Source organism: Bradyrhizobium sp. SPXBL-04 (genome assembly GCF_051853035.1).
GTDB classification, from domain to species: domain Bacteria; phylum Pseudomonadota; class Alphaproteobacteria; order Rhizobiales; family Xanthobacteraceae; genus Bradyrhizobium; species Bradyrhizobium zhanjiangense.
Map to the genome: position 1 here is coordinate 4,084,059 of NZ_CP182472.1, position 23,587 is coordinate 4,107,645.

A 23,587-nucleotide genomic window follows, 5' to 3' on the forward strand; every position below is an offset into this window, starting at 1 on the left:
CCAATCGATCCTTGCCCGATTCGCTTCCACGGTTTAACCGGGCGGCATGGGAAAACGAATCGTTCCGCCGGAAGAACCGGCCGAAATTCACGAGGTGCCGCTGCGTGACGCGCTGGAAGAGCGCTATCTCGCCTATGCGCTCTCCACCATCATGCACCGTGCGCTGCCGGACGCACGCGACGGCCTGAAGCCGGTGCACCGGCGCATCCTCTACGGCATGCGCCTGCTCCGCCTCGACCCCGGCACGGCCTTCAAGAAATCCGCAAAAATCGTCGGCGACGTGATGGGCTCGTTCCATCCGCATGGCGACCAGGCGATCTACGACGCCATGGTGCGCCTTGCGCAGGATTTCTCCTCGCGCTACCCGCTGGTCGACGGCCAGGGCAACTTTGGCAATATCGACGGCGATAATCCCGCCGCCTACCGCTACACCGAAGCGCGCATGACCGACGTCGCGCGGCTTCTGCTCGAGGGCATCGACGAGGACGGCGTCGAATTCCGCGCCAATTACGACGGCCAGTCGAAAGAGCCGATCGTGCTGCCGGGCGGCTTCCCGAATCTGCTCGCCAATGGCGCGCAAGGAATCGCGGTCGGCATGGCGACCTCGATCCCGCCGCACAACGCCGCCGAGCTGTGCGATGCCGCGCTGCATCTGATCGAGAAGCCCGACGCGAAATCCAAGGCGCTGCTGAAATGGGTCAAGGGCCCGGATTTCCCGACTGGCGGCATCTGCGTCGATTCCAAGCAGGCGATTGCGGAAGCTTACACCACGGGCCGCGGCTCGTTTCGCGTCCGCGCCAAGTGGCAGCAGGAGGAGGGTGCGCGCGGTACCTGGGTGGTTGTCGTCACCGAGATTCCGTATCTGGTGCAGAAGTCGCGGATGGTCGAGAAGATCGCTGAGCTGCTCGACCAGAAGAAGCTGCCGCTGGTCGGCGACATCAGGGACGAGTCGGCCGAAGACGTCCGCCTCGTCATCGAGCCGAAGTCGAAGAACGTCGATCCCGCCCTGATGATGGAATCGCTGTTCCGGCTGACCGAGCTCGAAAGCAAGATTCCGCTGAACCTCAACGTGCTGATCAAGGGCCGCATTCCCAAGGTCGTGGGGCTCGCGGAGTGCTTGCGCGAATGGCTCGATCATCTGCGCGACGTGCTGATCCGCCGCAGCAACTACCGCAAGGCGCAGATCGAGCACCGCCTGGAAGTGCTTGGCGGTCATCTCGTCGCCTATCTGAACCTCGACAAGGTGATCAAGATCATCCGCACCGAGGACGAGCCGAAGCCGGCCCTGATCAAGGCGTTCAAGCTCACCGAGATCCAGGCGGAGGCCATCCTCAATATGCGTTTGCGCAATCTGCGCAGGCTCGAGGAAATGGAGATCCGCAACGAGGACAGGGATCTCCGCAAGGAGCTAAAGGGCATTGAAGGCGTGCTTGCTTCCGAAGCCGAGCAGTGGAAGAAGGTCGGCGAGCAGGTCGGCAAGGTCCGCGACATGTTCGGACCCAAGACGCCGCTCGGCAAGCGCCGCACCACCTTTGCGGATGCACCCGAGCACGATCTCGCCGCGATCGAGGAAGCCTTCGTCGAGCGCGAGCCGGTGACGGTCGTGGTCTCCGACAAGGGCTGGATCCGCACCATGAAGGGGCATGTCGAGGATCTCTCGGGCCTTGCCTTCAAGCAGGACGACAAGCTCGGCTTCGCCTTCTTCGCCGAGACGACGTCGAAGCTGCTGCTGTTCGCCACCAACGGAAAATTCTACTCGCTCGACGTGGCCAAACTTCCGGGCGGCCGCGGCCATGGCGAGCCGATCCGCCTGTTCATCGACCTCGAGCAGGAGGCGGCGCCAGTTGCGCTGTTCGTCAACAAGGGCGGACGCAAATTCCTGGTCGCGAGCCACGAGGGCCAAGGTTTTGTCGTCAACGAGGACGATTGCGTCGGCACCACCAAGAAGGGCAAGCAGGTCCTCAACGTCGACATGCCGAACGAGGCGCGTGCGATCACCGAGGTGCTTGGCGACACCGTCGCGGTCATCGGCGACAACCGCAAGATGCTGATCTTCCCGCTCGACCAGGTGCCGGAGATGGCCCGCGGCCGCGGCGTGCGCCTGCAGAAATACAAGGACGGCGGCCTCTCCGACGTTGCGGTGTTCGACGCCAAGGCGGGCCTGACCTGGAAGGACTCCGCGGGTCGCGAATTCTCGGCGACCATGAAGGAGCTCGCCGAGTGGCAAGGCACCCGCGCCGATGCCGGCCGCCTGCCGCCAAAGGGTTTTCCGAAGTCGAACAAGTTCGGCCGGGTGATCGGGTAGGGCGGTCCCGTGTCCCGGACGCGCTGCAACGCTTTTCGCGTTGCTGCGCAGAGCCGGGACCCACGCTGCACGGATTGCTCGGAGACATGGGCCCCGGCTCTGCAGCGCACCGCTGAAGTAGCGCTGCACTGCGTCCGGGGCACGAGAGAGCGTGAAGCGAGCACCTGTCTTTCCACCGTCATTGCGAGCGCAGCGAAGCAATCCAGAATCCCGCCGCGGAAAGACTCTGGATTGCTTCGCTGCGCTCGCAATGACGGAGCAAGCCGGGCGGCCATCGCTCTGCAATTCACATTTCAAATAGCGCGCGAGCGTTCGCATTCCCGCGGCGCATTCGCCCGAGTTTTGCTCCAGGTGCACCCTCGAAAAAGACAAGGGCGCAGGGAAGGCCGGGCGCCGGCTGGCACCCGCAGGTCCGTGCGCTGTAGAAATGCACACGGGGGTGGACCACAGGTGATGCCGGTCGCCCGGCCTTCCCTGCGCGAATGGTTTTAACGGTGTCCTTCGTGCTCTCCCCGGGGAGCGATGCACTATTGCCCCCATCGCCCTGCAGATGGCTGATGTGCGGACCCGGTTGGGTCGCAGGCATCACCGCAGGACTTGACGCGCAGACCCCGGGCGTCAGGACCACACGACTTCTCCGTCCGCGCACGTCTCCGTTGGGACTTCGAGGGCTGGCGTGTGCTCGCCCCCGAAACCATGCGAAGACGCTGTCCGCGTCGTGTCGTGCACTTAGTTCGTCAATATTTCTTACAGTAATTCCCCGGAGTTGCTGTTTCGTCAAACACGGTCTGGGATGCGGCATTGCATGCTCTGTGGAGCAACAGCCGCGCTGCATTCGAATCGTACATTGAGTTGGAGACGATCATGCGCAACATCGTATTGGTGATGGCATTCGTGAACTCGCTGTCGACTCCGGCTTTGGCTCAGAAGCCCGAGATTGAAGCGATCAACAACAAATTTGTCGAATTTTTCAACAAGGGTGATTTCCCTGGCATTGCGTCGCTCTATAGCGCTGATGCGATCGCTTTGCCGCCCGGTTCTTCGATGGCGCGGGGCCGAGCAGCCATCGAAGTCATGTGGAAAAGCATGGCGGAACAAGTCGGCGACCCGAAGCTCACGACTGTTGATGTGAAGGCGCTCGGCCCTTTGGCGGCACGCGAGATCGGCACGTTTGCTCTGAAGACCAAAGGGCCGACACCGCAGGAAGTGACTGGGAAGTACGTCGTTGTTTGGGAAAAGGTCGGAAATGACTGGAAGCTCGCCACCGACATATGGAACGAGGGCAAGTAGGCCAGTCGGCGTACGTGTCTGTTGTTGACCCATCAGCGAAGTGGCGGCGGTTCTCATTGAGGTCCGTTTGGTGGGGCATAACAGACGTGATTTGCTCACGCTGACATCACCGATCAATGGGCTCACCTGTGACATCCGGCTCCGAAGGCAGGCTGAGAGCTTTGAACCTCCCGTTCGCCACGTCGACCTATATCTTGAAGAACCATGCGCGCATGAGGATCGTCGTCGTTTCGCCGGGAGGAGATGATGACGATTCCGCGCGACTTCCGCGGTCGGCCGAACTCTAGGGGGAGAACGGATGAGCAAAATCCTAATTTGCGGCGGAGGCGTGATTGGATTGTGCACAGCGACGATGCTTGGTCGCGATGGCCACCGAGTCACAGTCCTAGAGGCTGACCCGGCCGATCAACCTGCCGCGCCGGCCGAGGGATGGAATTCGTGGGAACGTCCGGGAGTTGCCCAATTCAGGCAACCTCATAACCTCAGTTCGCGATTTCGGATGATCAGCGATCAGGAATTGCCGGGGTTGACTGATGGTCTGCTTCGAGCCGGTTGCGTTTGGGTGGACTATCTGGACAGTCGATCTCTTCCCCCAACCATAACGGATCGGACGCCGCGTCCGGGCGACGAGGCCATACGCTTCGTCACCGGTCGGAGGCCCATTATTGAATGCGCCGTAGCTGCAATGGCGCAAGTGGCACCTAACGTGACCATTCGTCGGGGCACCAAGGTTCGAGAACTGATCACGGGCGCTTCGGCGATCCGAGGTGTGCCGCACGTTGCAGGGGTACGCACGACATCTGGCGAAGAGATTCGCGCTGATCTGGTAATCGACGCCATGGGACGACGAAGCGCGGCCTGCGATTGGATCGTCAGCGCGGGTGCCCGTAGCCCGATCGAGGAATGCGAGGATAGCAACTTCGCTTATTTTACGCGGTATTTCTCAGGGCAACGGCGGCCTCGCAGGACGGGACGTGCACTCACGCCGATGGGCTTGTTTTCGATCCTTACGCTGGACGGGGACAATGACACCTGGTCGATCACTTTGTATACCTCGTCGAAGAACAAGGCGATGCGAGCCTTGCGCGATACGGCGACATTCCATCGCGTCGTCTCCGCATGTCCGCGGCAAGCCCATTGGCTCGACGGCGAGCCAGTAACGCCCGTCCTTCTGATGACGGGAGTTGTCGACCGATACCGGCGGTTTGTCGTCGATGGTCGGCCGGTCGTCACGGGATTCGCCGCTGTAGGTGATGCATGGGCGTGCACCAATCCGTCCGCCGGACGCGGCTTGAGCGTCGGCCTTCTGCACGCGCAGGTGCTCCGTAATGTTGCCCGCCGACACATCGACGATCCCGGAGCTTTCTCCCGGGAATACGACGCTGACACCGAAAGCCAAGTCGGTCCGTTTTATCGAAATCAGATCGCCGCGGACCGCGTTCGGATCGCCGAAATGACAGCTCTGGAAGAGGGCATGCCGATGCCCGCGCCCAACCCAGTCATGGCCAAGCTTCTGGTGGCATCATCCCAAGACGCAGACGTGCTCCGTGGCCTGATCGAAATCGCAATGTGCCTTGCGCTGCCTCAGGACGTCATCGCTAGACCGCATGTAGCCGCAAAACTGGCCGAGTTGGACGGCTGTCAATTGCCGCAAGACCCCAGCATCGTCGATCGACAACGGATGGCAGCGCTACTGGATGGCTGATCCTAGCGAAGCCAGCCACACTTCCGCGCGTGGTTATGGGGAGCATCGCTCGGCGCGAAACATTCGTTTCTCTTGCTAACCACGCCCTAGATCACCCCCGCCAGCCGTAGCGCCACGCCGGCGGCGCTGCTGCCCGCAAGCACCGTGAGCATGCCGAGCTTGAAGCGGAAGATCGCGGTGGCGGCCGCGATCGACAGCACCAGCGCCGGAACATCGACGCTCGTCAGCACCGGCCTGTCGAAGTCGAATGGAAACGCGTGCACCGGCACGGTCTCGCGGAACAGCGTGTGTAGCGCGAACCAGATCGAGAGGTTCAGGATCACGCCGACCACCGCGGCGGTGATCGCGCTGAGTGCGCCGGCCAATCCCGTATTGCCGCGCAGGCGCTCGATATAGGGCGCGCCGACGAAGATCCAGAGGAAGCAGGGCGTGAAGGTGACCCAGGTCGCGAGCAGTCCGCCGAACGTTGCCGCAAGCATCGGCGACAGGCCGCTTGCGTCGCGATAGGCCGCCATGAAGCCGACGAACTGGAGCACCATGATCAGCGGGCCGGGCGTGGTCTCGGCCATGCCGAGGCCGTCCAGCATCTCGTGCGGCTTCAGCCAATGATAATGCTCGACCGCCTGCTGCGCGACATAGGCCAGCACGGCATACGCGCCGCCGAAGGTGACCAGCGACATTTTTGAGAAGAACAGCGCGATCTGGCTGAAGACGTTGTCCTGACCGAAGGCCGCGAGCAGCGTCACGACTGGCACGAGCCAAAGCGCAAGCCACAACGCACCGACACGGATCGCGCGCCCGGTGTTGGCACGCACATGCTCGGGCACGGCTTCGCCGAGCATGCTGTCGATTGCAGCATTGTTGCCGCCATGGCCGTGACCGGCCGGCGCGAATTCCGGACGGCCACTTCTGGCGCCGGCATAGCCGATGATGCCGGCAGCGATGATGATGATCGGGAAGGGCACCGCGAGGAAGAAGATCGCGACGAAGGCCGCGGCCGCGAGCGCGATCATGATGCGGTTCTTGAGCGCGCGCTTGCCGACGCGCACCACAGCCTCGACGACGATGGCGAGCACAGCGGCTTTCAGCCCGAAGAACAGCGCCTCGACGAAGCTGACATTGCCGTAGGCGGCGTAGACGTAGCTGAGGCCCATGATGGCGATGATGCCGGGCAGGATGAACAGCCCGCCCGCCATCAGCCCGCCGGCGGTGCGATGCATCAGCCAGCCCACATAGGTCGCCAGCTGCTGCGCCTCCGGTCCCGGCAGCAGCATGCAGTAGTTCAGCGCATGCAGGAAACGGCCTTCGGAGATCCACTTCTTCTCCTCGACCAGGATGCGATGCATCACGGCGATCTGGCCGGCGGGCCCACCGAAGCTCAAGGACGCGACGCGCAGCCAGACGCGAAATGCCTCATTGAAGCTGACGCCGTGACCGGCGTCAGCTCCTGCTTGAAGGTTACGGGTATCCATTACGCCTTCACCTTGTTGGTCGGCCAGTTGTGGGTCTCGGCCGTGGCATCGCGGCACCAGCGGTAGAAGGCGTCGTAGAGCAGCATGCCGGCCTCGAGCTGTTCGAGGTCATCGTCATACATGCGCGACAGTCCGAGCGAGGCCGCGAGCAGGCCCGGCGCCTCTGGCGCGAGATCGGGCCGCGCGGTGTCGGCGCCGCGCACCAGCGTCGCGAGCCGGAGCAGGGCAGGCGAGGCGATCCCGAATTCCTCGATCATGACGTCGAAGGTACAGAGCTCGCCGCGGTGGCTCCAGAACACGTTCTCGATGTCGAAGGGAGCTGCATTGAACCGCTCACCGACGCCGACCACCTCGGACGGTGTCACATACAGGAACACCGCGTTGGGGTCGACAAAGCGACGGATCAGCCAGGGGCAGGCAATGCGGTCGATCTTCGGCCGCGCCCGCGTGACCCAGACGGTGCGCCCCCTCGCATCGCGCGGCGGCAGCTTGCGCGTGTCGAGCAGCGGCAGCTTGGCTGTCTTCCAGCCCTCGAAGCCGCCTTCCAGCGTCTCGGCCTGGACGCCGAGCTGGCGCAGCCAGGCCGCCGTGCCCTGTGCGAGCTTTTCGCCGCGCAGGCACGCGACGATCGCCCGGCGGCCGGCGAAGTCGCGGCCCCAGTCCTGGACCTTGTCGTGGCTGAGCTTGATCGAGCCGGGGATCAGCCGCTGATCAGCGGCAAAATCCTCCTCGGTCCGAACATCGATAAGTGCAGGGGCATTGGCCGTGCCGATCAGGCGCGCCAATTTGTCGGATGATATGGTCGTGAAAGTAGACATGATGCGTCCTCGCAAAAACCGAACGGGACGCGATACTTGGGCATGTCGCCTCGTGGGGAGATCGCTCAAATCCCCATGGCGCAGATTACAGCGAAACTAAGCTGGACTGTCAATCCACTGGACGATTGGGCCTTAGAAAATCGGACCCCGGCGGTCTATACTGCGCGCCGACAGACCTGAATTTTCTGGAGAATTCGATGCACTCGCACTCCATCGAGCAATGGACCCACGACCACGCCTTCCTCGGCGACAAGCACGAGGAGAACGAGCGGCGCACCTGGCTCGTGGTCGTCCTGACGCTGGTCATGATGGTCGGTGAGATCGTCGCCGGCTCGCTGTTCGGTTCCATGGCGCTGCTCGCCGACGGCTGGCACATGGGAACGCATGCGGCCGCGCTCGGCATTGCGGCGTTCGCGTATCGTTTCGCGCGCCGGCACCTCGGAAATGCGCATTTCACCTTCGGCACCGGCAAGTTCGGCGATCTCGCCGCCTTCTCCAGCGCGATCATCCTGGGCCTGATCGCGGTCGAGATCGCCTATGAGAGCGTGCTACGGCTGATCGCCCCGGTGCCGATCGTCTATGGCGAGGCGATCGCGGTTGCCGCGCTCGGCCTGTGCGTCAACCTCGCCAGCGCGTGGCTTTTGCGCGGCAGCCACGATCACCACCATCACGGCCATGATCACGGCCATAGCCACGCGCATGATCATCGCGATGATCATGACAACGACCATGATCATCATGGCCATCACTACCATCATCATCACGACAACAATCTTCGCGCTGCCTATGTGCACGTCATGGCTGATGCGGCGACCTCGGTGCTGGCGATCGCGGCACTCGTCGTCGCGATGTATTCAGGCTGGATCTGGGCCGATCCAGCCGTCGGCCTGATCGGCAGCGTCGTGATCGCGAGCTGGGCGTTCGGCCTGATCAAGTCATCAGGTGCGGTGCTGCTCGACGTGCGCGCCGACGAGAAGCTGGAGCGGGTGATCCGGGCGCGCATGGAGATCGGTGACGACCGCGTCACCGATTTGCACCTGTGGCAGGTTGGCCCCGGCCATTGTGCCGTGCTGCTCTCGGTGGTGTCGGACCAGCCGAAGCAGCCGGCCGTCTACAAACGGCGACTGGCCGGGCTGAAGGGCCTCAGCCACGTCACGGTCGAGGTCGAGACCTGCCCGCATTGACGGGCTTTACGGGAATTCCGCGAACGGGCCGGGGTTGATCCTCGGTCGTGGCCTGCATGGCTGTACGGGAGGAACAACAATGATGCCCAGGATGAAGTTCGCGCTCGCCATTGCTGCACTCGCTCTGTCCAGCCCTTCAGCGCTGGCACAATCGGAAAAGACCGGCGTCGAAAGGCTCTACGTGCTCAATTGTGGCGAGGGCACCGCGGGCGACATCTCGCGCTGGACGCCCGGCCTGAACGAAGGCAAGACGATGGACTTCGTCGACACCTGCTATCTCATCAAGCACAGCAAGGGCTGGTTCCTGTGGGACACCGGCATTGCCGATTCCGTCGCCGCGATGCCGAATGGGCTCGTGCCCGCCGATCCCAAAGCCGTCACCTGGCGCCGGCCGAAGACGCTTGCTGCCCAGCTCGAGCAGCTCGGCGTCAAGCCCGCCGACATCAAGGCGATGGCGGTTTCGCACACGCATCCCGATCACACCGGCAATGTCGAACTGTTCCCGCAGGCCACGCTCTATGTGCAGAAGGCCGAATATGATTGGCCCGCCGCCAACAACGAGCCGCGCTTCAAGCCGTCACATCCGGTCGAACTGCTGGCGGGCGATAAGGACGTGTTCGGCGACGGCAGCATGACGATCCTGTCGACGCCCGGCCACACGCCGGGGCACCAGTCGCTGCTGGTGAAATTGCCGAAGACCGGCGCGGTGATCCTGTCGGGCGATGCCGTGCACTTCAAAGACAATTGGGACAATCGCCGCGTGCCCAGCATGAACGTGAGCAAGGACCAGACCGCGGCCTCGATGCAGAAGATCGCCGACACGCTCGCCAAGGAAAAAGCCCAGCTCTGGATCAACCACGACAAGGCCCAGCGCGACAGCCAGAAGATGGCGCCGGAGTTTTACGAGTAGAGCGTTTTCCAGCGAAGTGGACACCGGTTCGCGCCAAGAAAACGCGTCAAAATAAGAACTGGGTGCGTGACGACGTTGCTGCCATGATGCTGGCAGCAGCTGCGTGCTAGGGCCCGCGAAAGCTCCGCAACAGGAGATGATCGTGGGCGAATGGGCCGGGGTTGCGATCGCGCTGGCGTCGAGCAGCCTCGGTGGCACGGCGGCGGCCATTACTCGCTATCTCGTCGGCGGCGCCGATCCCATCCTGCTCGCGATCCTGCGCTGGGGGATCGGCTTTTTCTGCCTCCTGCCATGCGCGCTGATGCTCGGCGTGCGCTGGCCGCAGCGGCCCGATTGGCCGGCCGTGGCGCTGCTTGGCGTCTGCTTCTTCGGCCTGTTCTTCATCCTCTACAACATCGCGGTGTCCTACACGACCGCCGCGCGCGCCAGTCTTGCGCTCGCGACGTTGCCGCTCCACACCATGGTGGTCGGAGCGCTGCTTGGCGTCGAGCGGCTGACGGCGCGCAAGATCACCGGCGTCGGCATCGCCGTGCTCGGCGTGGCCGCGGCGCTGGCCGCGGGCCTGGCGCAGAGTCCGCCAGGAGCCTGGCGTGGCGAATTGATCATGACAGCGGCCGTATTCTGCATGGCTTTCTACAACGTATTGTCGCGTCCGCTCATGCAGCGATCGAGCGCGCTCGGCTTTCTCACCGTCGGCATGGGTGCGGGCGCCGTCGTGCTGGTGCTGGCGGGTCTGGTGAAGGGCAGCTTCGCGGCGCTCGATCACTTCGCGACGGCGCAGTGGATCGCCGGCATTTATCTGGGCATTGGCGGCGGTGCGCTCGCCTTCATCCTCTGGGTCATGGCGCTGCGGCGGGCAACGCCGACCCGCGTCGCCAACACCATGACGGTCAATCCGATCGCTGCCGCTCTGCTGGCGGCGCTGCTCATCGGCGAGCCGATTACGCCCAATCTGCTTGTCGGCCTGCTTGCGGTGTTCGCCGGGATCTGGATCGCGACCAGCGAGACGAAGCCGGCCTAAAGCGCGCGATGAGCCTAGGATGAATCGTCACCGCGCTTTAGGTTTTTGTTTTGAGCATGATCTTTTCGGAAAACCGCTGCACACTTTTCCGGATCATGCTCTAGCTCCGCGGGACGGTTGCCGCGGGCGGACTCGTTTCGGGCGTCTTCTTCGGCTTCAGCGTGCCGGCATAGAACGAGAGCAGCCATACCAGCAGGATGGCGAGGAGATAGACGCCCCAGGCCTGCGGCGGCGTGGTCGCCCAGCGCAGGAGGCCTTTGAATGTGCGGGGCGGGCCGGCGTCTTCGCTCATGGCCCGCTTGTGCGTGAAAGTGGCTGGGCGGTCAATCCGGGCGTCGCTCCGGGCGGATCAGGAACAGGGCCGCCAACGCCGAGAGGCTGAGCGCGGAGGAGACGATCAGCACCTTGGCGCCCATGACGTCGATCAGCAGGCCGAAGGCGAGCGGCGCCACCGCCTGCGCCATCCGCGCCGGCGCGCCGATGATGCCGAGACGATAGCCGAAGTCCTTCGGCCCGAAGATCGCGAGCGGAAGCGTGCCGCGCGCGATCGTCAGGATGCCATTGCCGGAGCCGTGGAACAGCGCAAACGCGCTCGCCGCAGCGCCGCCGAAGATCGCCACGACCACCGCGCCGATCGGATGGGTGAGGCAGGCGAGCCGCGTCGACCACAGCGGATGGAAACGGCTGAGGACGCCGGCTTCGAGGATGCGTGCGCCGACCTGGGCCGGCCCGATCAGCGCGCCGGCTGCGATGGCCTCGACCGGCGTTGCGCCCGTCGTCTCCAGGATGCGCGGGAAATGCGCGGCCATCGCCCCGGTGACGGTCCAGACCGCGGCGAAGATGAAGGCGAGCAGGATCATGGTGCGGTCGAGCGGCAGGTGCGGCTTCTCGGCGGTCGCTGCGGCCTGCCTGGCGCCCTTGATCGCCGGGAGCATGAAGAAGTTGAGAGGCAGGCCGACCAGGATGTTGGCGGCGGCCCAGGCAAAGCACGTCTCGCGCCAGCCGATATGCGACAGCCCCCAGGCGGTGAGCGGCCAGCCGACCGTGGAGGCGAAGCCCGCCATCAGCGTGATGCCGGTGATGGGCCTGCGCGCCTCGGTGCCATAGATGCGGCCGAGCGCGGCGAAGGCGGCGTCATAGAGGCCCATCGCCATGCCGATGCCGAGCACGAGCCAGGCGATCGCCATCACCGCCACCGACTGCGAGAGCCCGAGCAGGACGAGGCCGGCGGCGATGGTCAGGTTTGAGGCCGACAGCACCTGCCGTCCGCCGACAAGATCGATCTGTCGCCCGATGCGCGGGCCGAGCATCGCCGCGATCACGAGCGAAGCCGAGAACGCGCCGAAGATCCAGTTGGAGGAGACGCCGAGGTCGTGCGCCATGGGATCGGCAAGCAGCGCCGGCAGATAATAGCTGGAAGCCCAGGCCAGGGTCTGCGTGGTGCCGAGCGCCAGGATGATCGGAAGCTGGCGCTGGGTCATTTGCGCGTGCTTCCGATTCTGGCCGACAAAGTCATCATCGCCGGCATTTGCAGCCCGCGCGGCGGACGCGTCAACCGCGGCGGCGGCATATTCGACCTGCAAGGGACGGGAGCCTGGCGTCACGTCGGCCCTCGCGCCTTTCGCTCGTCACGAATGCGCGTCATAATGGCATATGCAAGTAACTTCGCGCCTTTCACTGATGAACTGGGTCGCCGGCCAGGGGCTTACGGGCCTCGCTGAACCCGAGCTGCTCCGCGGTTTCTGCGAGCGCTGCTGCGCCGAAGGGCTCGACCTGTCGCGCGGGCTCGTGGTCATCGACACGCTGCATCCGATCTACGAGGGCCGCGCGTTTCGCTGGAGCGATACGCCAACCAACGAGAGCGACGTCATCGAATACGGTTCGACCGCGGAGGGCGACGCCGCCAAGAACTGGCGCCGGTCGGTGTTCTATCATCTGCTCGAGCACGGGCACGACGAGATGGTGATCGATCTTGCTGATGCGCCGTCGCTCGATTTCTCGCAGATCGGCGACCTCGCCGAAAAGGGCCATCGGCATTTTCTTGCTTTCGTGCATCGATTCGGCGAGACCGGCGCGCTCGGGCAGATGGACTGTCTCTACTCCTACTGGACGACGCGGCGCGAGGACGGCTTTACGGAATCCGAGCTGGTCGCGCTGCGCGACCTCGTCCCCGTTCTTGGTCTCGCGATCAAGTCGGCGCAGCAGGTCGACATCGTGCGCACGCTCGGCCGCGTCTATCTCGGCCGCGACGCTTCCGAGCAAGTGCTCCGCGGGCGCATCTCGCGCGGCGTTACCGAGCGCATCAACGCCGTGCTTTGGTATTCGGACCTGCGCGGCTCGACCGGTATCAGCGAGAGCATCGGTCCCGACGAGATCATTCCGTTCCTCAATGACTATGCGCAGGCCGTGATCGACGCCATCCACGATGTCGGCGGTGACGTCCTCAAGCTGATCGGCGACGGTGTGCTCGCGATGTTCTGGGGCGAGGATATGGCGGATGCGCGTCGGGCCGCGCTGCGCGCCGAGCATCTGTTTCGCAAGAACATCACTGCCTTGAACAAGCGCCGGGCGGCCGACGGCCGTCCCACCACGTCGGCCTATATCGGCCTGCATGTCGGGGAGGTCTTCTACGGCAACATCGGCAGCGAGGACCGGCTCGATTTCACCGTGGTCGGCCCGACCGTCAACGAAGTCAGCCGCATCGCCTCGATGAGCCGCTCGGTCGATCGCGAACTGCTCGCGTCCTCGGAATTTTACAAGGGTCTCGACGCCACTGGGCGCCGCTATCTCGTCTCCACCGGCCGCTACGCACTGCGCGGCATCGGTCGCGCGCAGGATCTCTACACGCTCGATCCCGACGTCGATGCCAGCGAGCCCGTGACGGGAAGCTACGAGCGCTATCTGGCGGGTTAGCGCAGGCTGCTTCCCCAACGTCGTCCTGGCGAAAGCCAGGACCCATAACCACCGTCCATAGTTTTGCGAAGATCGGTGATGACCATCGCGCAACACGTCTACTCCCTGGGGTAATGGGTCCTGGCTTTCGCCAGGACGACGCCAGGAAATGGTTCAACACCGCGCCGGCGCCTCATCGCCCACCATGTCCGGCTGCCGGTCCAGTGCCACCGCCGGTGACAGCAGGATCACCAGCGCCTGTACGCCGAACACGGCGGCGGCGAGATAGAGGCAGGCTTCCGCGCTCCAGATGCCGCCGACGATTGCGCCCAGCGCCGAGCCGAGCGGGCGGGCGCCGTAGCTCATGATGTTGATGGCGGAGACGCGCCCCAAGAGGCGCGGCGGTGTCACTGACTGGCGCAGTGTCGTGGTCGAGATCACCCACAGGATCGGCCCGACGCCGAGCAGGAAGAAGCTCAAGGCCGCAAGCCAGGGCGAGGGGACCAGCACCGTCAGTGCCATCACGAGCGCGGCGACGAAGCCGGTGACGGGCCCGAGCCCGACCACGGTGCCGAACGCGACGCACTGCATCACGCGCGTGGCGACCAGCGCGCCGATCACCATGCCGACGCCGTACATCGTCAGCACGGTGCCGACGCCGGCGGCGGTCAGGCCGAGATGGCGCACGGCATAGGGCACGAACACCGCGATCTGCACGAACCATCCGGTGTTGAAGATGAACTGGGTGATGAACACCGGCCGCAGCAGCGGGTGGTGAAACACGAAGGCTGCGCCTTCGCGGATGTCCTGGAACGGGTGGCGCTGCGGCGCCGGCGCGCGAGCAGGCTCGTAGATGCCGGCGAGCAGCGCCACTGCGACGGCCGAGAGCGCCGCCGCAAAGCCGAAGGCAGGGCTCGCGCCCCACCATCCCACCAGCGCGCCGCCGAGTGCAGGGCCGCTCGCAAAGGCGATGGTGCGCGCGAGCTCGATCCGCGCATTCGCCGCCGGCAACAGGTCCGGGCTCACCAGCGACGGCACCAGCGCCGGTGCGGCCACGCTGTAGACGACAGTGCCGCACACCGCAGCGAAGCCGAGCAACGCCAGCAGCGGCAAATTGAGCGCGCCCAGCGCCAGCAACAGCACGATGGCTGCGAGTGCGGCGGCCCGCAACGCCTCGGCTCCCGCCATCAGCCAGCGGCGGGAGATGCGGTCGGCGAGCACGCCGGCGGGAATGGCGAACAGGACGAAGGGCAGGGTGAGGGCGGTCTGTAGCAGGCCGGTCCGGCCTTCGGCGACCCCCAACGTCAGCACGGCGACGATGGGCGCTGCGGCCAGTGCGATCTGCTCGGCCGATTGCGCCGCAAGGTTCGACCAGGCGAGGCGGTTGAAGGTGTCAGGGAGGCGAGGAGGCGTTGACATGGCTCATATCCTGCAGAGGCGAATTTGCGCCAATGTTCGCCCGTGAGGACCACCGAACCCACCCGCTTCCCGACAAGAGGCGAGATTGCCACGGCCACGCCAGGAACCGGTGTGGCTAGATGCAGTTGCAAATGAGTTGCAATAAGAACCAAGTCGGGTATTCTGCCAGCATGGATGCCCGATCTCCCCACCTGACCCCCGACGCAGCCGGCTGGCGTGCCGACGCGCCGACCACCAAGAGCCTCGCCGAGGTCAATTCCACCGTCGCCATTCCGGCCGCCGGCCGCTGGTGGCGGCGGCTGCTGGCCTTCGTCGGTCCGGGCTACCTCGTCTCGGTCGGCTACATGGATCCTGGCAATTGGGCGACCGACCTCGCCGGCGGATCGAAGTTCGGTTACACGCTGCTCTCGGTCATCCTGCTCTCCAACCTGATGGCGATCCTGCTGCAGTCGCTGGCGGCGCGGCTCGGCATCGTCACCGACCGCGACCTCGCGCAGGCCTGCCGCGCCACCTATTCGCCGGCAGTGAACTTCCTGCTCTGGCTCGCCTGCGAGGCGGCGATCATCGCCTGCGATCTCGCCGAGGTCATCGGCACCGCGATCGCGCTGAAGCTTCTGTTCGGCATTCCCCTGATCGGCGGCGCGCTGCTCGCAGCCCTCGATGCCTTCCTGCTGCTGCTCCTGATGAACCGCGGCTTCCGCTTCCTCGAAGCCTTCGTCATCGCGCTGCTGGCGGTGATCGCGGTCTGCTTCGTGGTCCAGATCGCGGCTGCGGCGCCGCCGGTCGCGGAGGTGCTGCACGGCTTCGTGCCGAAGACCGAGATCTTCACCAATTCCGACATGCTCTACATCGCGATCGGCATCATCGGCGCGACCGTGATGCCGCATAATCTCTACCTGCACTCCTCGATCGTGCAGACGCGCGCCTATGAGCGCAACGACACTGGCCGGCGCGAGGCGATCAAATGGGCAACGACGGACTCGACCATCGCCCTGATGCTGGCGCTGTTCATCAACGCCGCGATCCTCGTGGTGGCAGCTGCGACATTCCACAAGAGCGGCCATTCCGACGTCGCCGAGATCGGTCAGGCCTTCGAGCTACTGTCGCCGCTGCTCGGCCTCGGCATCGCCTCGACGCTCTTTGCGGTCGCGCTGCTCGCTTCCGGCCTCAATTCAACGGTCACGGCGACGCTCGCCGGCCAGATCGTGATGGAGGGCTTTCTCGACCTGCATCTGCCGAGCTGGGCGCGCCGCCTGCTCACGCGCGGCATCGCCATCATTCCGGTGATCATCGTCACCGCGATCTATGGCGAGCGCGGCACGGCGGATCTGTTGGTGTTCAGCCAGGTCGTGCTGTCGATGCAGCTGCCCTTCGCCGTGATTCCGCTGGTGCGATTCGTCTCCGACCGCCGCAAGATGGGGCAGTTCGCGATCCCGGTCTCGGTCGCCGCCGTCGCATGGATCGTCGCGGGGGTGATCGTGATTTTGAACGTGAAGCTGCTGGCGGATACGCTGTTCGGGTAATGTCGCCGCAATGCTTTCTGTCATCGCCCGGTTTAACCGGGGATCCAGTATTCCGGAGAGCGTTGTGATTGAGTCGAGAAGCCGCGGCGTACCGGATGTCTCAGTCCCGGCTCCGCCAAGGCTACGCCGGGGCCACAAGGGTGCTCGGCCGCCGAAGCTTTAGCGAACGCGGCAAGCCGGGGCATGACAGTGAGCTAATCCTGAGGCTCGGACGTCGTGTCCCCCTGCGCGTCGATGCGCAGCCAGCCTGAGGGCGCGAGGCGCTGCTGCGGCAGGAAGCGGGCCTTGTAGTCCATCTTCTTGGAGCCCTCGATCCAGTAGCCGAGATAGACGTAAGGTAGGCCTTGGCGCCGCGCGCGCGCGATGTGGTCGAGGATCATGAAGGTGCCCATCGAGCGGCTGACTTGGCTCGGATCGAAGAAGGAATAGACCATCGACAGACCATCGCTGAGCACATCGGTCAGCGCCACGGCGATCAGCTCTTCGCCGCGGCCGGTGAGGCCGCTGTCCGGGCCGCGCTTGCGGTACTCGATGATACGGGTCTCGACATGGCTATCCTCGACCATCATGGCGTAGTCGAGCACGGTCATGTCGGCCATGCCGCCGTGGCGGTGGCGGGCATCGAGATAGGCGCGGAACACCGAATATTGCTCGGAGGTGGGCACCGCGCTGCGCTGCTCGCCGATGATGTCGGCGTTGCGCGCCAGCACTTTTCGGAAGTTGCGGGAGGGCCGAAACTCGTTGGCGATCACCCGGACAGAGACGCAGGCGCGGCACTGGTCGCAGGCGGGGCGGTAGGCGATCGACTGGCTGCGGCGGAAGCCGCCATGGGTCAGGAGGTCGTTGAGGTCACCGGCGCGCTCACCGACGAGGTGCGTAAACACCTTGCGCTCCTGCCGGCCCGGCAGATAGGGGCACGGGGAAGGCGCCGTGAGGTAAAATTGAGGGGTATCGCGCGAGTGCTGGGTCAAGGGACGTCGTAGGCCTCCGAACTGTATCTCAGCATCGCGCTACGGACGCTCCCGGTCAATTGGCCTGCTCGGCAGATCAGTCAGTCTAGAAGGCCCGGGTTGATAGGTCGGTGATCAGTACGTCCTTGCGGCCTGGGGCGCGGGTACACGAACCGAGTTGTTAATCACGACCGTTCCCAGCACGAAATCATGCAGCAGGCGACGGCGGCCGTTGAACAGGCCGACCAGCACCACGAAGGGCGACAGGAACGAGATCGTCACCCAGAACAGCACGGCATGGGTGGCGCCGAGGACGAAGTAACCGGGCGCGCCGTACCAGGTGCGCAGTTCCAGATCCATCACGCGCATGCCCACTGTTGCGGAGGAAGGGCCGCCGATGCTGGCGCCGTAATAGACGATGGCCCAGACCACCGAGGCCGGCCAGGCGATCCAGAACAGCGCCCAGCCGATGCCGAGCGTCACCACGCCGAACAGGGCGATGAAGATGTAGCCGAGGATCACCGGCACCGAGATCACGACCATGTCGATCAGGAAGGCGAACACCCGCCGCGTTGCAACGCCGCGGAACAGTTCCGGATGCAGATAGGGGTCGTAGGCGTGCGGCTGCATCCCGCCGTCGTTGCGCCAGGCGCCTGAATTGCCCGAGTCCGACATGTCCGTTTCTCCCAGCGAACCCCCGTGGCAGGACATGGGAACAGGGCGTCCGCATGCCAAGGGCGCGTTGGGATCAACAAGCGAAAATATTCCGGCGATTCGGCGGCTGTCGGAGGCAGCGAGCTATCGATCCCGGTGTCGTCCTGGTCCCATTACCGCAGGCAGGAGGGATTGCGGCGAAATGCCCACTACGAGTCCTCGTCAAACAGAAGCTGGTGAGTATGGGTCCTGGCTTTCGCCAGGACGACGATGAGGAGGCAGGTGCGCCCGGTCTTCGCCGAAACGACGATGGGGAGGCAGCGGTAGGACGGGCAAAGGCGCGTTAGCGCAGTGCCCACCATCGTTCCGCGATCACAAGCCGGAATGGTGGGCACGTCGCTACGCGACTTTGCCCACCCTACAGCACCTTATCCTTGGCTCCGCAGCTTCTCCGCGGCCTTCGGCGCGAAATAGCTCAGCACACCGTCGGCGCCGGCGCGCTTGAAGGCGAGCAGGCTCTCCATCATAGCACGGTCGCCGTCGAGCCAGCCGTTATTGGCGGCGGCTGCGATCATCGCGTATTCGCCGGAGACCTGGTAGGCGAAGGTCGGCATCGCGAAGGTATCCTTCACGCGGCGAACCACGTCGAGATAGGGCATGCCCGGCTTCACCATCACCATGTCGGCGCCTTCGGCGATGTCGAGCTCGACCTCGCGCAGTGCTTCATCGGTATTGGCGCTGTCCATCTGGTAGGTGCGCTTGTCGCCGGTGAGCGTCTTGGCCGAGCCGATGGCGTCGCGGAACGGGCCGTAGAAGGCCGAGGCATATTTGGCCGCATAGGCCATGATCTGCACATCGAGCAGGCCGGAGCGGTCGAGCCCCTCGCGGATCGCGGCGACGCGGCCGTCCATCATGTCGGAGGGCGCGATGATGTCGCAGCCGGCCTCGGCCTGCACCAGGGCTTGGCGCACCAGCACCGCGACCGTCTCGTCGTTCAAGATCTTGCCGTCGGAGATCAGGCCGTCGTGACCGTGACTGGTGAACGGATCGAGCGCGACGTCGCAGAGAATGCCGATCTCCGGAAACTCCTTCTTGATCGCGCGCACAGCCTGGCAGACCAGATTGTTCGGATTGGTCGCTTCCGAGCCTTCCTCGTCGCGCAGGGACGGGTCGGTATAGGGAAACAGCGCGATGCAGGGGATGGTCAGCTTCATCGCACGCTCGACTTCGCGCACGGCCTGGTCGACGCTGAGCCTGTCGACGCCGGGCATCGAGGCGACCTGCTCGCGCTTATTGCTGCCGTCGATCAGGAACAGCGGCCAGATCAGATCATCCGTGGTGAGGACATTTTCGCGCACCATGCGCCGCGCCCACTCGGCCTTGCGGTTGCGGCGCGGACGGACGGTCAGATCGAGGGCAGGGGAGGCGCCGGCATCATCCCGGCGCGAAACCTCGCGCAGTTCGATCGGACGCCCGTATTTGATCGCCATTACTCTTCCTCCGGCTGGAATTATTCTTATACCAGCTCGCATGGTTCCCGTCACCGCGGCTTGACCTGCCGCAAGGGATGGCCGCCGATTGATTTTGCGGGGCGAAACAGCCAGAAGGGGGCCATGTCCGAGATCTCCACCCGCGATGCGGCCCGCGACAATGCCAGGGACAATGCCAGAGACACCGCCAGGGATGGCGCGATGTCGGTGGCTGCGATCTCGTCGGAGCGCTCCCAGTCCGATGACAATGTGTGGACGCGCCGGCTCGTGCTGTTCCTGCGAGTGATGGCGCTGCTTTCGATCCTGAAGGGTCTCTATCACTGGGCGCAAGTGACGGGTTTCGTCGGTGGCGAGGACGAGGCCTTCGAGAACCAGTCGATGGCCTGGCAGGCCGCGACCGTCTACTTCGCCGTGATCGAGCTCGTCGCGGCGGTTGGTCTGTGGCTGGCGACGCCCTGGGGCGCGGTGGTGTGGTTGACGACCGTGGTGTCGATGGCGGTGATCGAGCTGATGTTCCCGGGCATCTACGGCGGCAGCCTCGTCGTGGTCGGCGTCGAAGCGTTCATGCTCGCCGCATATCTCGCGCTCGCTTGGATGGCCGCGCGGGAACGACCGCCGTAGCAGATAGTTCGACACCTCGGTGCTCTCGTGCCCCGGACGCAATGCAGCGCGCCCCCGGCGACGCGAAGCGTCGTCCAGTGCGGTGAGATGCGTTGCAGAGCCGGGTTCATCTCACTGCAATCTCGTTTGTGGCTTTCTGGGTCCCGGCTGTGCGCTTCGCTTGTCCGGGACACGAGACTGGCGTTAGCGGAGTTGTGCGCGATTGGTTGACCGTTGGTTGCCTAAAATTTGCGGTAAGTTTTCGTTGACCAGCCTGTTCCGCCACAGCTGTTACGCGCCCGTTTCGAAACGGGGCGGGGCTGTACTGGAATGCGACAATAGGGGCGGACGGAGGGTGAACAGGACCTTGCGAGGGTCAACAGAGGGTTGCGAAAAGTCCTTTTGCGACAGGCTTAATCCGCAATTCACTGTCTTAAATTCATGATCTCTTTATTCTCTTATTTAAGCCGATCTTCAAACGAGCCCCTTAAGTTGCACCTATCAGACGGGACACAAGTTTCGTCGAATAAGTGTCGATAAAAACGACAACAGGGGAAGTGTCATGATGAAAGCCGTCGCAACTGCGGCAGATACCGCAGAGCGCGTCTCCGGCCAGCAGGGTTCGGTGCAGTCGCTCTATCTGGAAGCTTTGACTCTGGTGGAGCGGCTGCATCGCCGGCTCCTCGACGTGATCAAGGATGAATTCGATCGCCGCGGCCGTGCGGACATCAACTCGGTCCAGGCGCTCCTGCTCTACAACATCGGCGACAAGGAGCTGACCGCGGGCGAGCTGCGCACGCGCGGTTACTATCTCGGCTCCAACGTCTCCTACAATCTGAAGAAGCTCGTTGAACTCGGCTTCCTCGATCATCAGCGCTCGCGCGTTGATCGCCGCTCGGTGCGCATCCGCCTGACCCCGCAGGGCCACGAAGTCCGCCGCATCGTCGATGCGCTCTACCAGAAGCACGTCAAGACGGTGGAGCAGGTCGGCGGCATCTCCGGCGAGGAGTTCTCGACCCTCAACAAGTCGCTGCACCGTCTCGAGCGGTTCTGGACCGACCAGATCCTGTACCGGCTCTGAGTTCCAAGGGACAAGGCCAAGCCGGCCCCCTAACAAGACCGGCAAGCCTTTCCGAACGTGCCTTAGACTTCCCCAAGCGCGCCGGCCCGGATTCCGTCCGGACCGGGGCGTTTTGTATTTTTTGCAACTGCGAAAAAAGTCTCGCAGGTGAGGAACCAGTTCCGGGCTCGGCGCTTATCTCCGTCGGATCGGAGAATGTCGATGCTGGTTGAGCGCGGGCCTCAGGCGATGAACGTGGAACTCGTGAGCGAGGCCTACGCCATTGCCGCGAACTACCTTCGCCGCTCCGGCGCGATTCCCGATTCCCTCGTCACCGACGAGCGCCTGCTCAGGATCATCGTCAAGCTGCTCCAGCAGGGCGAATTCAACAAGATCAGGCTCGCCAACAAGGCGATCGCCCGGTTCGAGACGCAGTCCGAGGCCCGCGCGGTTGCCTGATCAAAACTCCCAAGATTCAAGAGAACCAGAGGGTGCCATGGAAGCCGCCATCGACCGCATCATGCAGACCTATGATCTGCTCGCCAACCGCACCGCAGCGGCGAGCGAGGAGGCTCGGGCCAAGGTCACCAACTATCTCAATACGTTGATGGAGGCCGGCGAAAAGGACACCCACCGGTTGACGGTTTGCGGCCTGACCTATCTCCGGCAACTCGACGGCAGCGTGGACCCGGTGAAGGCGGGCTATACCGGGCTGTGAAATGACGCCGGCTGGGGCCGGCGGCCGTTGGCGCGAGGTGAGGCCCAAAGCGGTCCTAGTCCGGACAGTCGCAGAGGAGCGGTTCTATGAAACCGCTCCAGCGCCGAAAACCTCAAATCTCCACCATATCTTGCATAAATCTCAGGTCCGACCCGCAAATGCTTGGCCGGGGGCGGGCAATGTGGTAGATCGCGCGTGCTTCCGACCGCCACACCAGACCCGCCCGTAGCCTGCCAAAAGGCTGCGGCGGTGGAGATATTCGCAAGATGACCTCAGCTAAAACCGCCTCCGCGCCCGATTCGTTTTTCACCGCCTCGCTCGAGCAGGCCGACCCGGACATTGCCGCCGCCATCAGGGGCGAACTCGGCCGGCAGCGCCATGAGGTCGAGCTGATCGCCTCCGAGAACATCGTCAGCCGGGCCGTGCTGGAAGCGCAGGGTTCGGTGATGACCAACAAATATGCGGAAGGTTATCCGGGCGCGCGTTACTACGGCGGTTGTGAGTGGGTCGACGTCGCCGAGAACCTTGCGATCGATCGCGCCAAGAAGCTGTTCGGCGCTGGCTTCGCCAACGTGCAGCCGAACTCGGGCAGCCAGATGAATCAGGCGGTGTTTCTGGCGCTGCTCCAGCCCGGCGACACCTTCATGGGTCTTGATCTTGCGGCCGGCGGCCATCTCACCCACGGCTCGCCCGTCAACATGAGCGGCAAGTGGTTCAAGGCCGCGCACTACACCGTGCGCCGCGAGGACCAGATCATCGACATGGACGCGGTCGCCAAGCAGGCCGAAGAGGTCAAGCCGAAGCTGATCGTCGCGGGCGGCTCGGCCTATTCGCGCGCCTGGGACTTCAAGCGTTTCCGCGAGATCGCGGACAGCGTCGGCGCCTATCTCTTGGTCGACATGGCGCACTTCGCCGGCCTCGTCGCCGGCGGCGTGCACGCTTCGCCGGTGCCGTATGCCCACGTCACCACCACCACGACGCACAAGTCGCTGCGCGGTCCGCGCGGCGGCCTGATGCTGTGGAATGACGAGACGCTGACCAAGAAGCTCAACGGGGCGATTTTCCCGGGCCTCCAGGGCGGCCCCCTGATGCATGTGATCGCGGCGAAGGCGGTTGCCTTCGGCGAGGCGCTGCGTCCGGACTTCAAGGTCTATGCCAAGAACGTCGTCGAGAACGCCAAGGCGTTGGCCGAGGCGATGAAGAGCCACGGCTTTGATATTGTCTCTGGTGGTACCGATAACCATCTGATGCTCGTCGACCTCAGGCCGAAGGGCCTGAAGGGCAACGTCTCGGAGAAGGCGCTGGTCCGCGCCGCCATCACCTGCAACAAGAACGGCATTCCGTTCGACCCCGAAAAGCCCTTCGTCACCTCGGGCCTGCGTCTCGGCACTCCCGCCGCGACCACCCGCGGTTTCGGTGTCGCCGAATTCCAGCAGGTCGGCGGCATGATTGCCGAGGTCCTCAACGCGATCGCGCAATCCGACGACGGCAAGGCGCCGCTCGTGGAAGCTGCGATCAAGGAACGGGTCAAGGCGCTCACCGACCGGTTCCCGATCTACCAGTAAGGCTTGGGTAA

21 protein-coding genes are annotated in these 23,587 nt (G+C 64.3%); 13 read left to right on the top strand and 8 right to left on the bottom strand.

The features are described 5' to 3' along the window. Positions 1–46: 46 nt before the first annotated feature. From parC to ACNJX8_RS19270, 3 genes are all read left to right on the top strand, one after another. Positions 47–2,305, top strand: a complete 2,259-nt coding sequence (gene parC / locus ACNJX8_RS19260; protein ID WP_091893230.1) for a DNA topoisomerase IV subunit A — start codon at positions 47–49, stop codon at positions 2,303–2,305. 864 nt (positions 2,306–3,169) lie between these two features. Then, a complete protein-coding gene (locus ACNJX8_RS19265; protein WP_128933348.1) occupies positions 3,170–3,595 on the top strand; it encodes a YybH family protein in 426 nt (141 codons plus the stop codon). 298 nt (positions 3,596–3,893) lie between these two features. Beyond that, entirely contained in the window at positions 3,894–5,300 is a 1,407-nt protein-coding gene (locus tag ACNJX8_RS19270; protein ID WP_128933349.1) for an FAD-dependent oxidoreductase, read from the top strand. Positions 5,301–5,386: 86 nt separating this feature from the next. Here ACNJX8_RS19270 and chrA read toward each other — a convergent pair whose 3' ends face one another. Both chrA and ACNJX8_RS19280 read right to left on the bottom strand, forming a co-directional pair. Then, the gene (gene chrA, locus ACNJX8_RS19275) at positions 5,387–6,772 is read right to left on the bottom strand and encodes a chromate efflux transporter (RefSeq protein ID WP_439361690.1); all 1,386 of its coding nucleotides are present in this window, start codon (positions 6,770–6,772) and stop codon (positions 5,387–5,389) included. Then, entirely contained in the window at positions 6,772–7,590 is an 819-nt protein-coding gene (locus tag ACNJX8_RS19280) for a chromate resistance protein ChrB domain-containing protein (protein ID WP_164940805.1), read from the bottom strand. Before ACNJX8_RS19280 ends, chrA begins: the two co-directional genes overlap by 1 nt. A 197-nt stretch (positions 7,591–7,787) precedes the next feature. Between ACNJX8_RS19280 and dmeF the strand changes: the two genes are divergently transcribed. From dmeF to ACNJX8_RS19295, 3 genes are all read left to right on the top strand, one after another. Then, a complete protein-coding gene (gene dmeF, locus ACNJX8_RS19285) occupies positions 7,788–8,774 on the top strand; it encodes a CDF family Co(II)/Ni(II) efflux transporter DmeF (protein ID WP_128933352.1) in 987 nt (328 codons plus the stop codon). 79 nt (positions 8,775–8,853) lie between these two features. Beyond that, complete coding sequence (locus tag ACNJX8_RS19290; RefSeq protein ID WP_128933353.1) at positions 8,854–9,684, top strand: N-acyl homoserine lactonase family protein; 831 nt, start codon at positions 8,854–8,856, stop codon at positions 9,682–9,684. A 142-nt stretch (positions 9,685–9,826) separates the two neighbouring features. Then, the gene (locus ACNJX8_RS19295; RefSeq protein WP_128933354.1) at positions 9,827–10,705 is read left to right on the top strand and encodes a DMT family transporter; all 879 of its coding nucleotides are present in this window, start codon (positions 9,827–9,829) and stop codon (positions 10,703–10,705) included. A gap of 100 nt (positions 10,706–10,805) precedes the next feature. Here ACNJX8_RS19295 and ACNJX8_RS19300 read toward each other — a convergent pair whose 3' ends face one another. Then, complete coding sequence (locus ACNJX8_RS19300) at positions 10,806–10,997, bottom strand: hypothetical protein (RefSeq protein ID WP_128933355.1); 192 nt, start codon at positions 10,995–10,997, stop codon at positions 10,806–10,808. A gap of 31 nt (positions 10,998–11,028) precedes the next feature. Next, complete coding sequence (locus ACNJX8_RS19305) at positions 11,029–12,186, bottom strand: MFS transporter (RefSeq protein WP_128937370.1); 1,158 nt, start codon at positions 12,184–12,186, stop codon at positions 11,029–11,031. Between the two features lie 172 nt (positions 12,187–12,358). Here ACNJX8_RS19305 and ACNJX8_RS19310 point away from each other — a divergent pair, with 172 nt between their 5' ends. Then, the gene (locus ACNJX8_RS19310) at positions 12,359–13,618 is read left to right on the top strand and encodes an adenylate/guanylate cyclase domain-containing protein (RefSeq protein WP_439361691.1); all 1,260 of its coding nucleotides are present in this window, start codon (positions 12,359–12,361) and stop codon (positions 13,616–13,618) included. 153 nt (positions 13,619–13,771) lie between these two features. Here ACNJX8_RS19310 and ACNJX8_RS19315 read toward each other — a convergent pair whose 3' ends face one another. Continuing rightward, the gene (locus ACNJX8_RS19315) at positions 13,772–15,016 is read right to left on the bottom strand and encodes an MFS transporter (protein WP_439361692.1); all 1,245 of its coding nucleotides are present in this window, start codon (positions 15,014–15,016) and stop codon (positions 13,772–13,774) included. 170 nt (positions 15,017–15,186) lie between these two features. Here ACNJX8_RS19315 and ACNJX8_RS19320 point away from each other — a divergent pair, with 170 nt between their 5' ends. Further along, positions 15,187–16,539, top strand: coding sequence for an Nramp family divalent metal transporter (locus ACNJX8_RS19320; RefSeq protein WP_128933358.1), 1,353 nt, complete (start codon positions 15,187–15,189; stop codon positions 16,537–16,539). Positions 16,540–16,733: 194 nt separating this feature from the next. Here the strand turns inward: ACNJX8_RS19320 and ACNJX8_RS19325 are convergent, their stop codons facing one another. The 3 genes from ACNJX8_RS19325 to hemB form a co-directional block, all read right to left on the bottom strand. Then, positions 16,734–17,510, bottom strand: coding sequence for an arginyltransferase (locus tag ACNJX8_RS19325; protein ID WP_439361693.1), 777 nt, complete (start codon positions 17,508–17,510; stop codon positions 16,734–16,736). A gap of 114 nt (positions 17,511–17,624) precedes the next feature. Beyond that, entirely contained in the window at positions 17,625–18,164 is a 540-nt protein-coding gene (locus tag ACNJX8_RS19330) for an RDD family protein (RefSeq protein WP_164939858.1), read from the bottom strand. A 407-nt stretch (positions 18,165–18,571) separates the two neighbouring features. Continuing rightward, entirely contained in the window at positions 18,572–19,633 is a 1,062-nt protein-coding gene (hemB, locus tag ACNJX8_RS19335) for a porphobilinogen synthase (protein WP_370985910.1), read from the bottom strand. A gap of 123 nt (positions 19,634–19,756) precedes the next feature. On the opposite strand from hemB, the gene ACNJX8_RS19340 reads away from it, so the two are divergent. From ACNJX8_RS19340 to glyA, 5 genes are all read left to right on the top strand, one after another. Beyond that, positions 19,757–20,254, top strand: a complete 498-nt coding sequence (locus tag ACNJX8_RS19340) for a DUF6163 family protein (protein WP_128955723.1) — start codon at positions 19,757–19,759, stop codon at positions 20,252–20,254. A gap of 541 nt (positions 20,255–20,795) precedes the next feature. After that, a complete protein-coding gene (gene ldtR / locus ACNJX8_RS19345) occupies positions 20,796–21,314 on the top strand; it encodes a transcriptional regulator LdtR (protein WP_091893258.1) in 519 nt (172 codons plus the stop codon). Positions 21,315–21,515: 201 nt separating this feature from the next. Further along, a complete protein-coding gene (locus ACNJX8_RS19350; protein ID WP_091893370.1) occupies positions 21,516–21,752 on the top strand; it encodes a hypothetical protein in 237 nt (78 codons plus the stop codon). 37 nt (positions 21,753–21,789) lie between these two features. Beyond that, positions 21,790–22,011, top strand: coding sequence for a hypothetical protein (locus ACNJX8_RS19355; protein WP_091893260.1), 222 nt, complete (start codon positions 21,790–21,792; stop codon positions 22,009–22,011). 266 nt (positions 22,012–22,277) lie between these two features. Then, entirely contained in the window at positions 22,278–23,576 is a 1,299-nt protein-coding gene (gene glyA, locus ACNJX8_RS19360; protein ID WP_128933364.1) for a serine hydroxymethyltransferase, read from the top strand. Positions 23,577–23,587 lie beyond the last annotated feature (11 nt).

Bases quoted from the DNA above. Each gene is read 5' to 3' on its own strand.
- ACNJX8_RS19280 (WP_164940805.1), bottom strand. From the start codon at position 7,590: ATGTCTACTTTCACGACCATATCATCCGACAAATTGGCGCGCCTGATC.
- ACNJX8_RS19290 (WP_128933353.1), top strand. From the start codon at position 8,854: ATGATGCCCAGGATGAAGTTCGCGCTCGCCATTGCTGCACTCGCTCTG.
- dmeF (WP_128933352.1), top strand. From the start codon at position 7,788: ATGCACTCGCACTCCATCGAGCAATGGACCCACGACCACGCCTTCCTC.
- ACNJX8_RS19350 (WP_091893370.1), top strand. From the start codon at position 21,516: ATGCTGGTTGAGCGCGGGCCTCAGGCGATGAACGTGGAACTCGTGAGC.
- ACNJX8_RS19340 (WP_128955723.1), top strand. From the start codon at position 19,757: ATGTCCGAGATCTCCACCCGCGATGCGGCCCGCGACAATGCCAGGGAC.
- parC (WP_091893230.1), top strand. From the start codon at position 47: ATGGGAAAACGAATCGTTCCGCCGGAAGAACCGGCCGAAATTCACGAG.
- ACNJX8_RS19310 (WP_439361691.1), top strand. From the start codon at position 12,359: ATGCAAGTAACTTCGCGCCTTTCACTGATGAACTGGGTCGCCGGCCAG.
- ldtR (WP_091893258.1), top strand. From the start codon at position 20,796: ATGATGAAAGCCGTCGCAACTGCGGCAGATACCGCAGAGCGCGTCTCC.
- ACNJX8_RS19355 (WP_091893260.1), top strand. From the start codon at position 21,790: ATGGAAGCCGCCATCGACCGCATCATGCAGACCTATGATCTGCTCGCC.
- ACNJX8_RS19270 (WP_128933349.1), top strand. From the start codon at position 3,894: ATGAGCAAAATCCTAATTTGCGGCGGAGGCGTGATTGGATTGTGCACA.
- ACNJX8_RS19305 (WP_128937370.1), bottom strand. From the start codon at position 12,186: ATGACCCAGCGCCAGCTTCCGATCATCCTGGCGCTCGGCACCACGCAG.
- ACNJX8_RS19300 (WP_128933355.1), bottom strand. From the start codon at position 10,997: ATGAGCGAAGACGCCGGCCCGCCCCGCACATTCAAAGGCCTCCTGCGC.
- hemB (WP_370985910.1), bottom strand. From the start codon at position 19,633: ATGGCGATCAAATACGGGCGTCCGATCGAACTGCGCGAGGTTTCGCGC.
- ACNJX8_RS19315 (WP_439361692.1), bottom strand. From the start codon at position 15,016: ATGTCAACGCCTCCTCGCCTCCCTGACACCTTCAACCGCCTCGCCTGG.
- ACNJX8_RS19330 (WP_164939858.1), bottom strand. From the start codon at position 18,164: ATGTCGGACTCGGGCAATTCAGGCGCCTGGCGCAACGACGGCGGGATG.
- ACNJX8_RS19320 (WP_128933358.1), top strand. From the start codon at position 15,187: ATGGATGCCCGATCTCCCCACCTGACCCCCGACGCAGCCGGCTGGCGT.
- ACNJX8_RS19265 (WP_128933348.1), top strand. From the start codon at position 3,170: ATGCGCAACATCGTATTGGTGATGGCATTCGTGAACTCGCTGTCGACT.
- chrA (WP_439361690.1), bottom strand. From the start codon at position 6,772: ATGGATACCCGTAACCTTCAAGCAGGAGCTGACGCCGGTCACGGCGTC.
- glyA (WP_128933364.1), top strand. From the start codon at position 22,278: ATGACCTCAGCTAAAACCGCCTCCGCGCCCGATTCGTTTTTCACCGCC.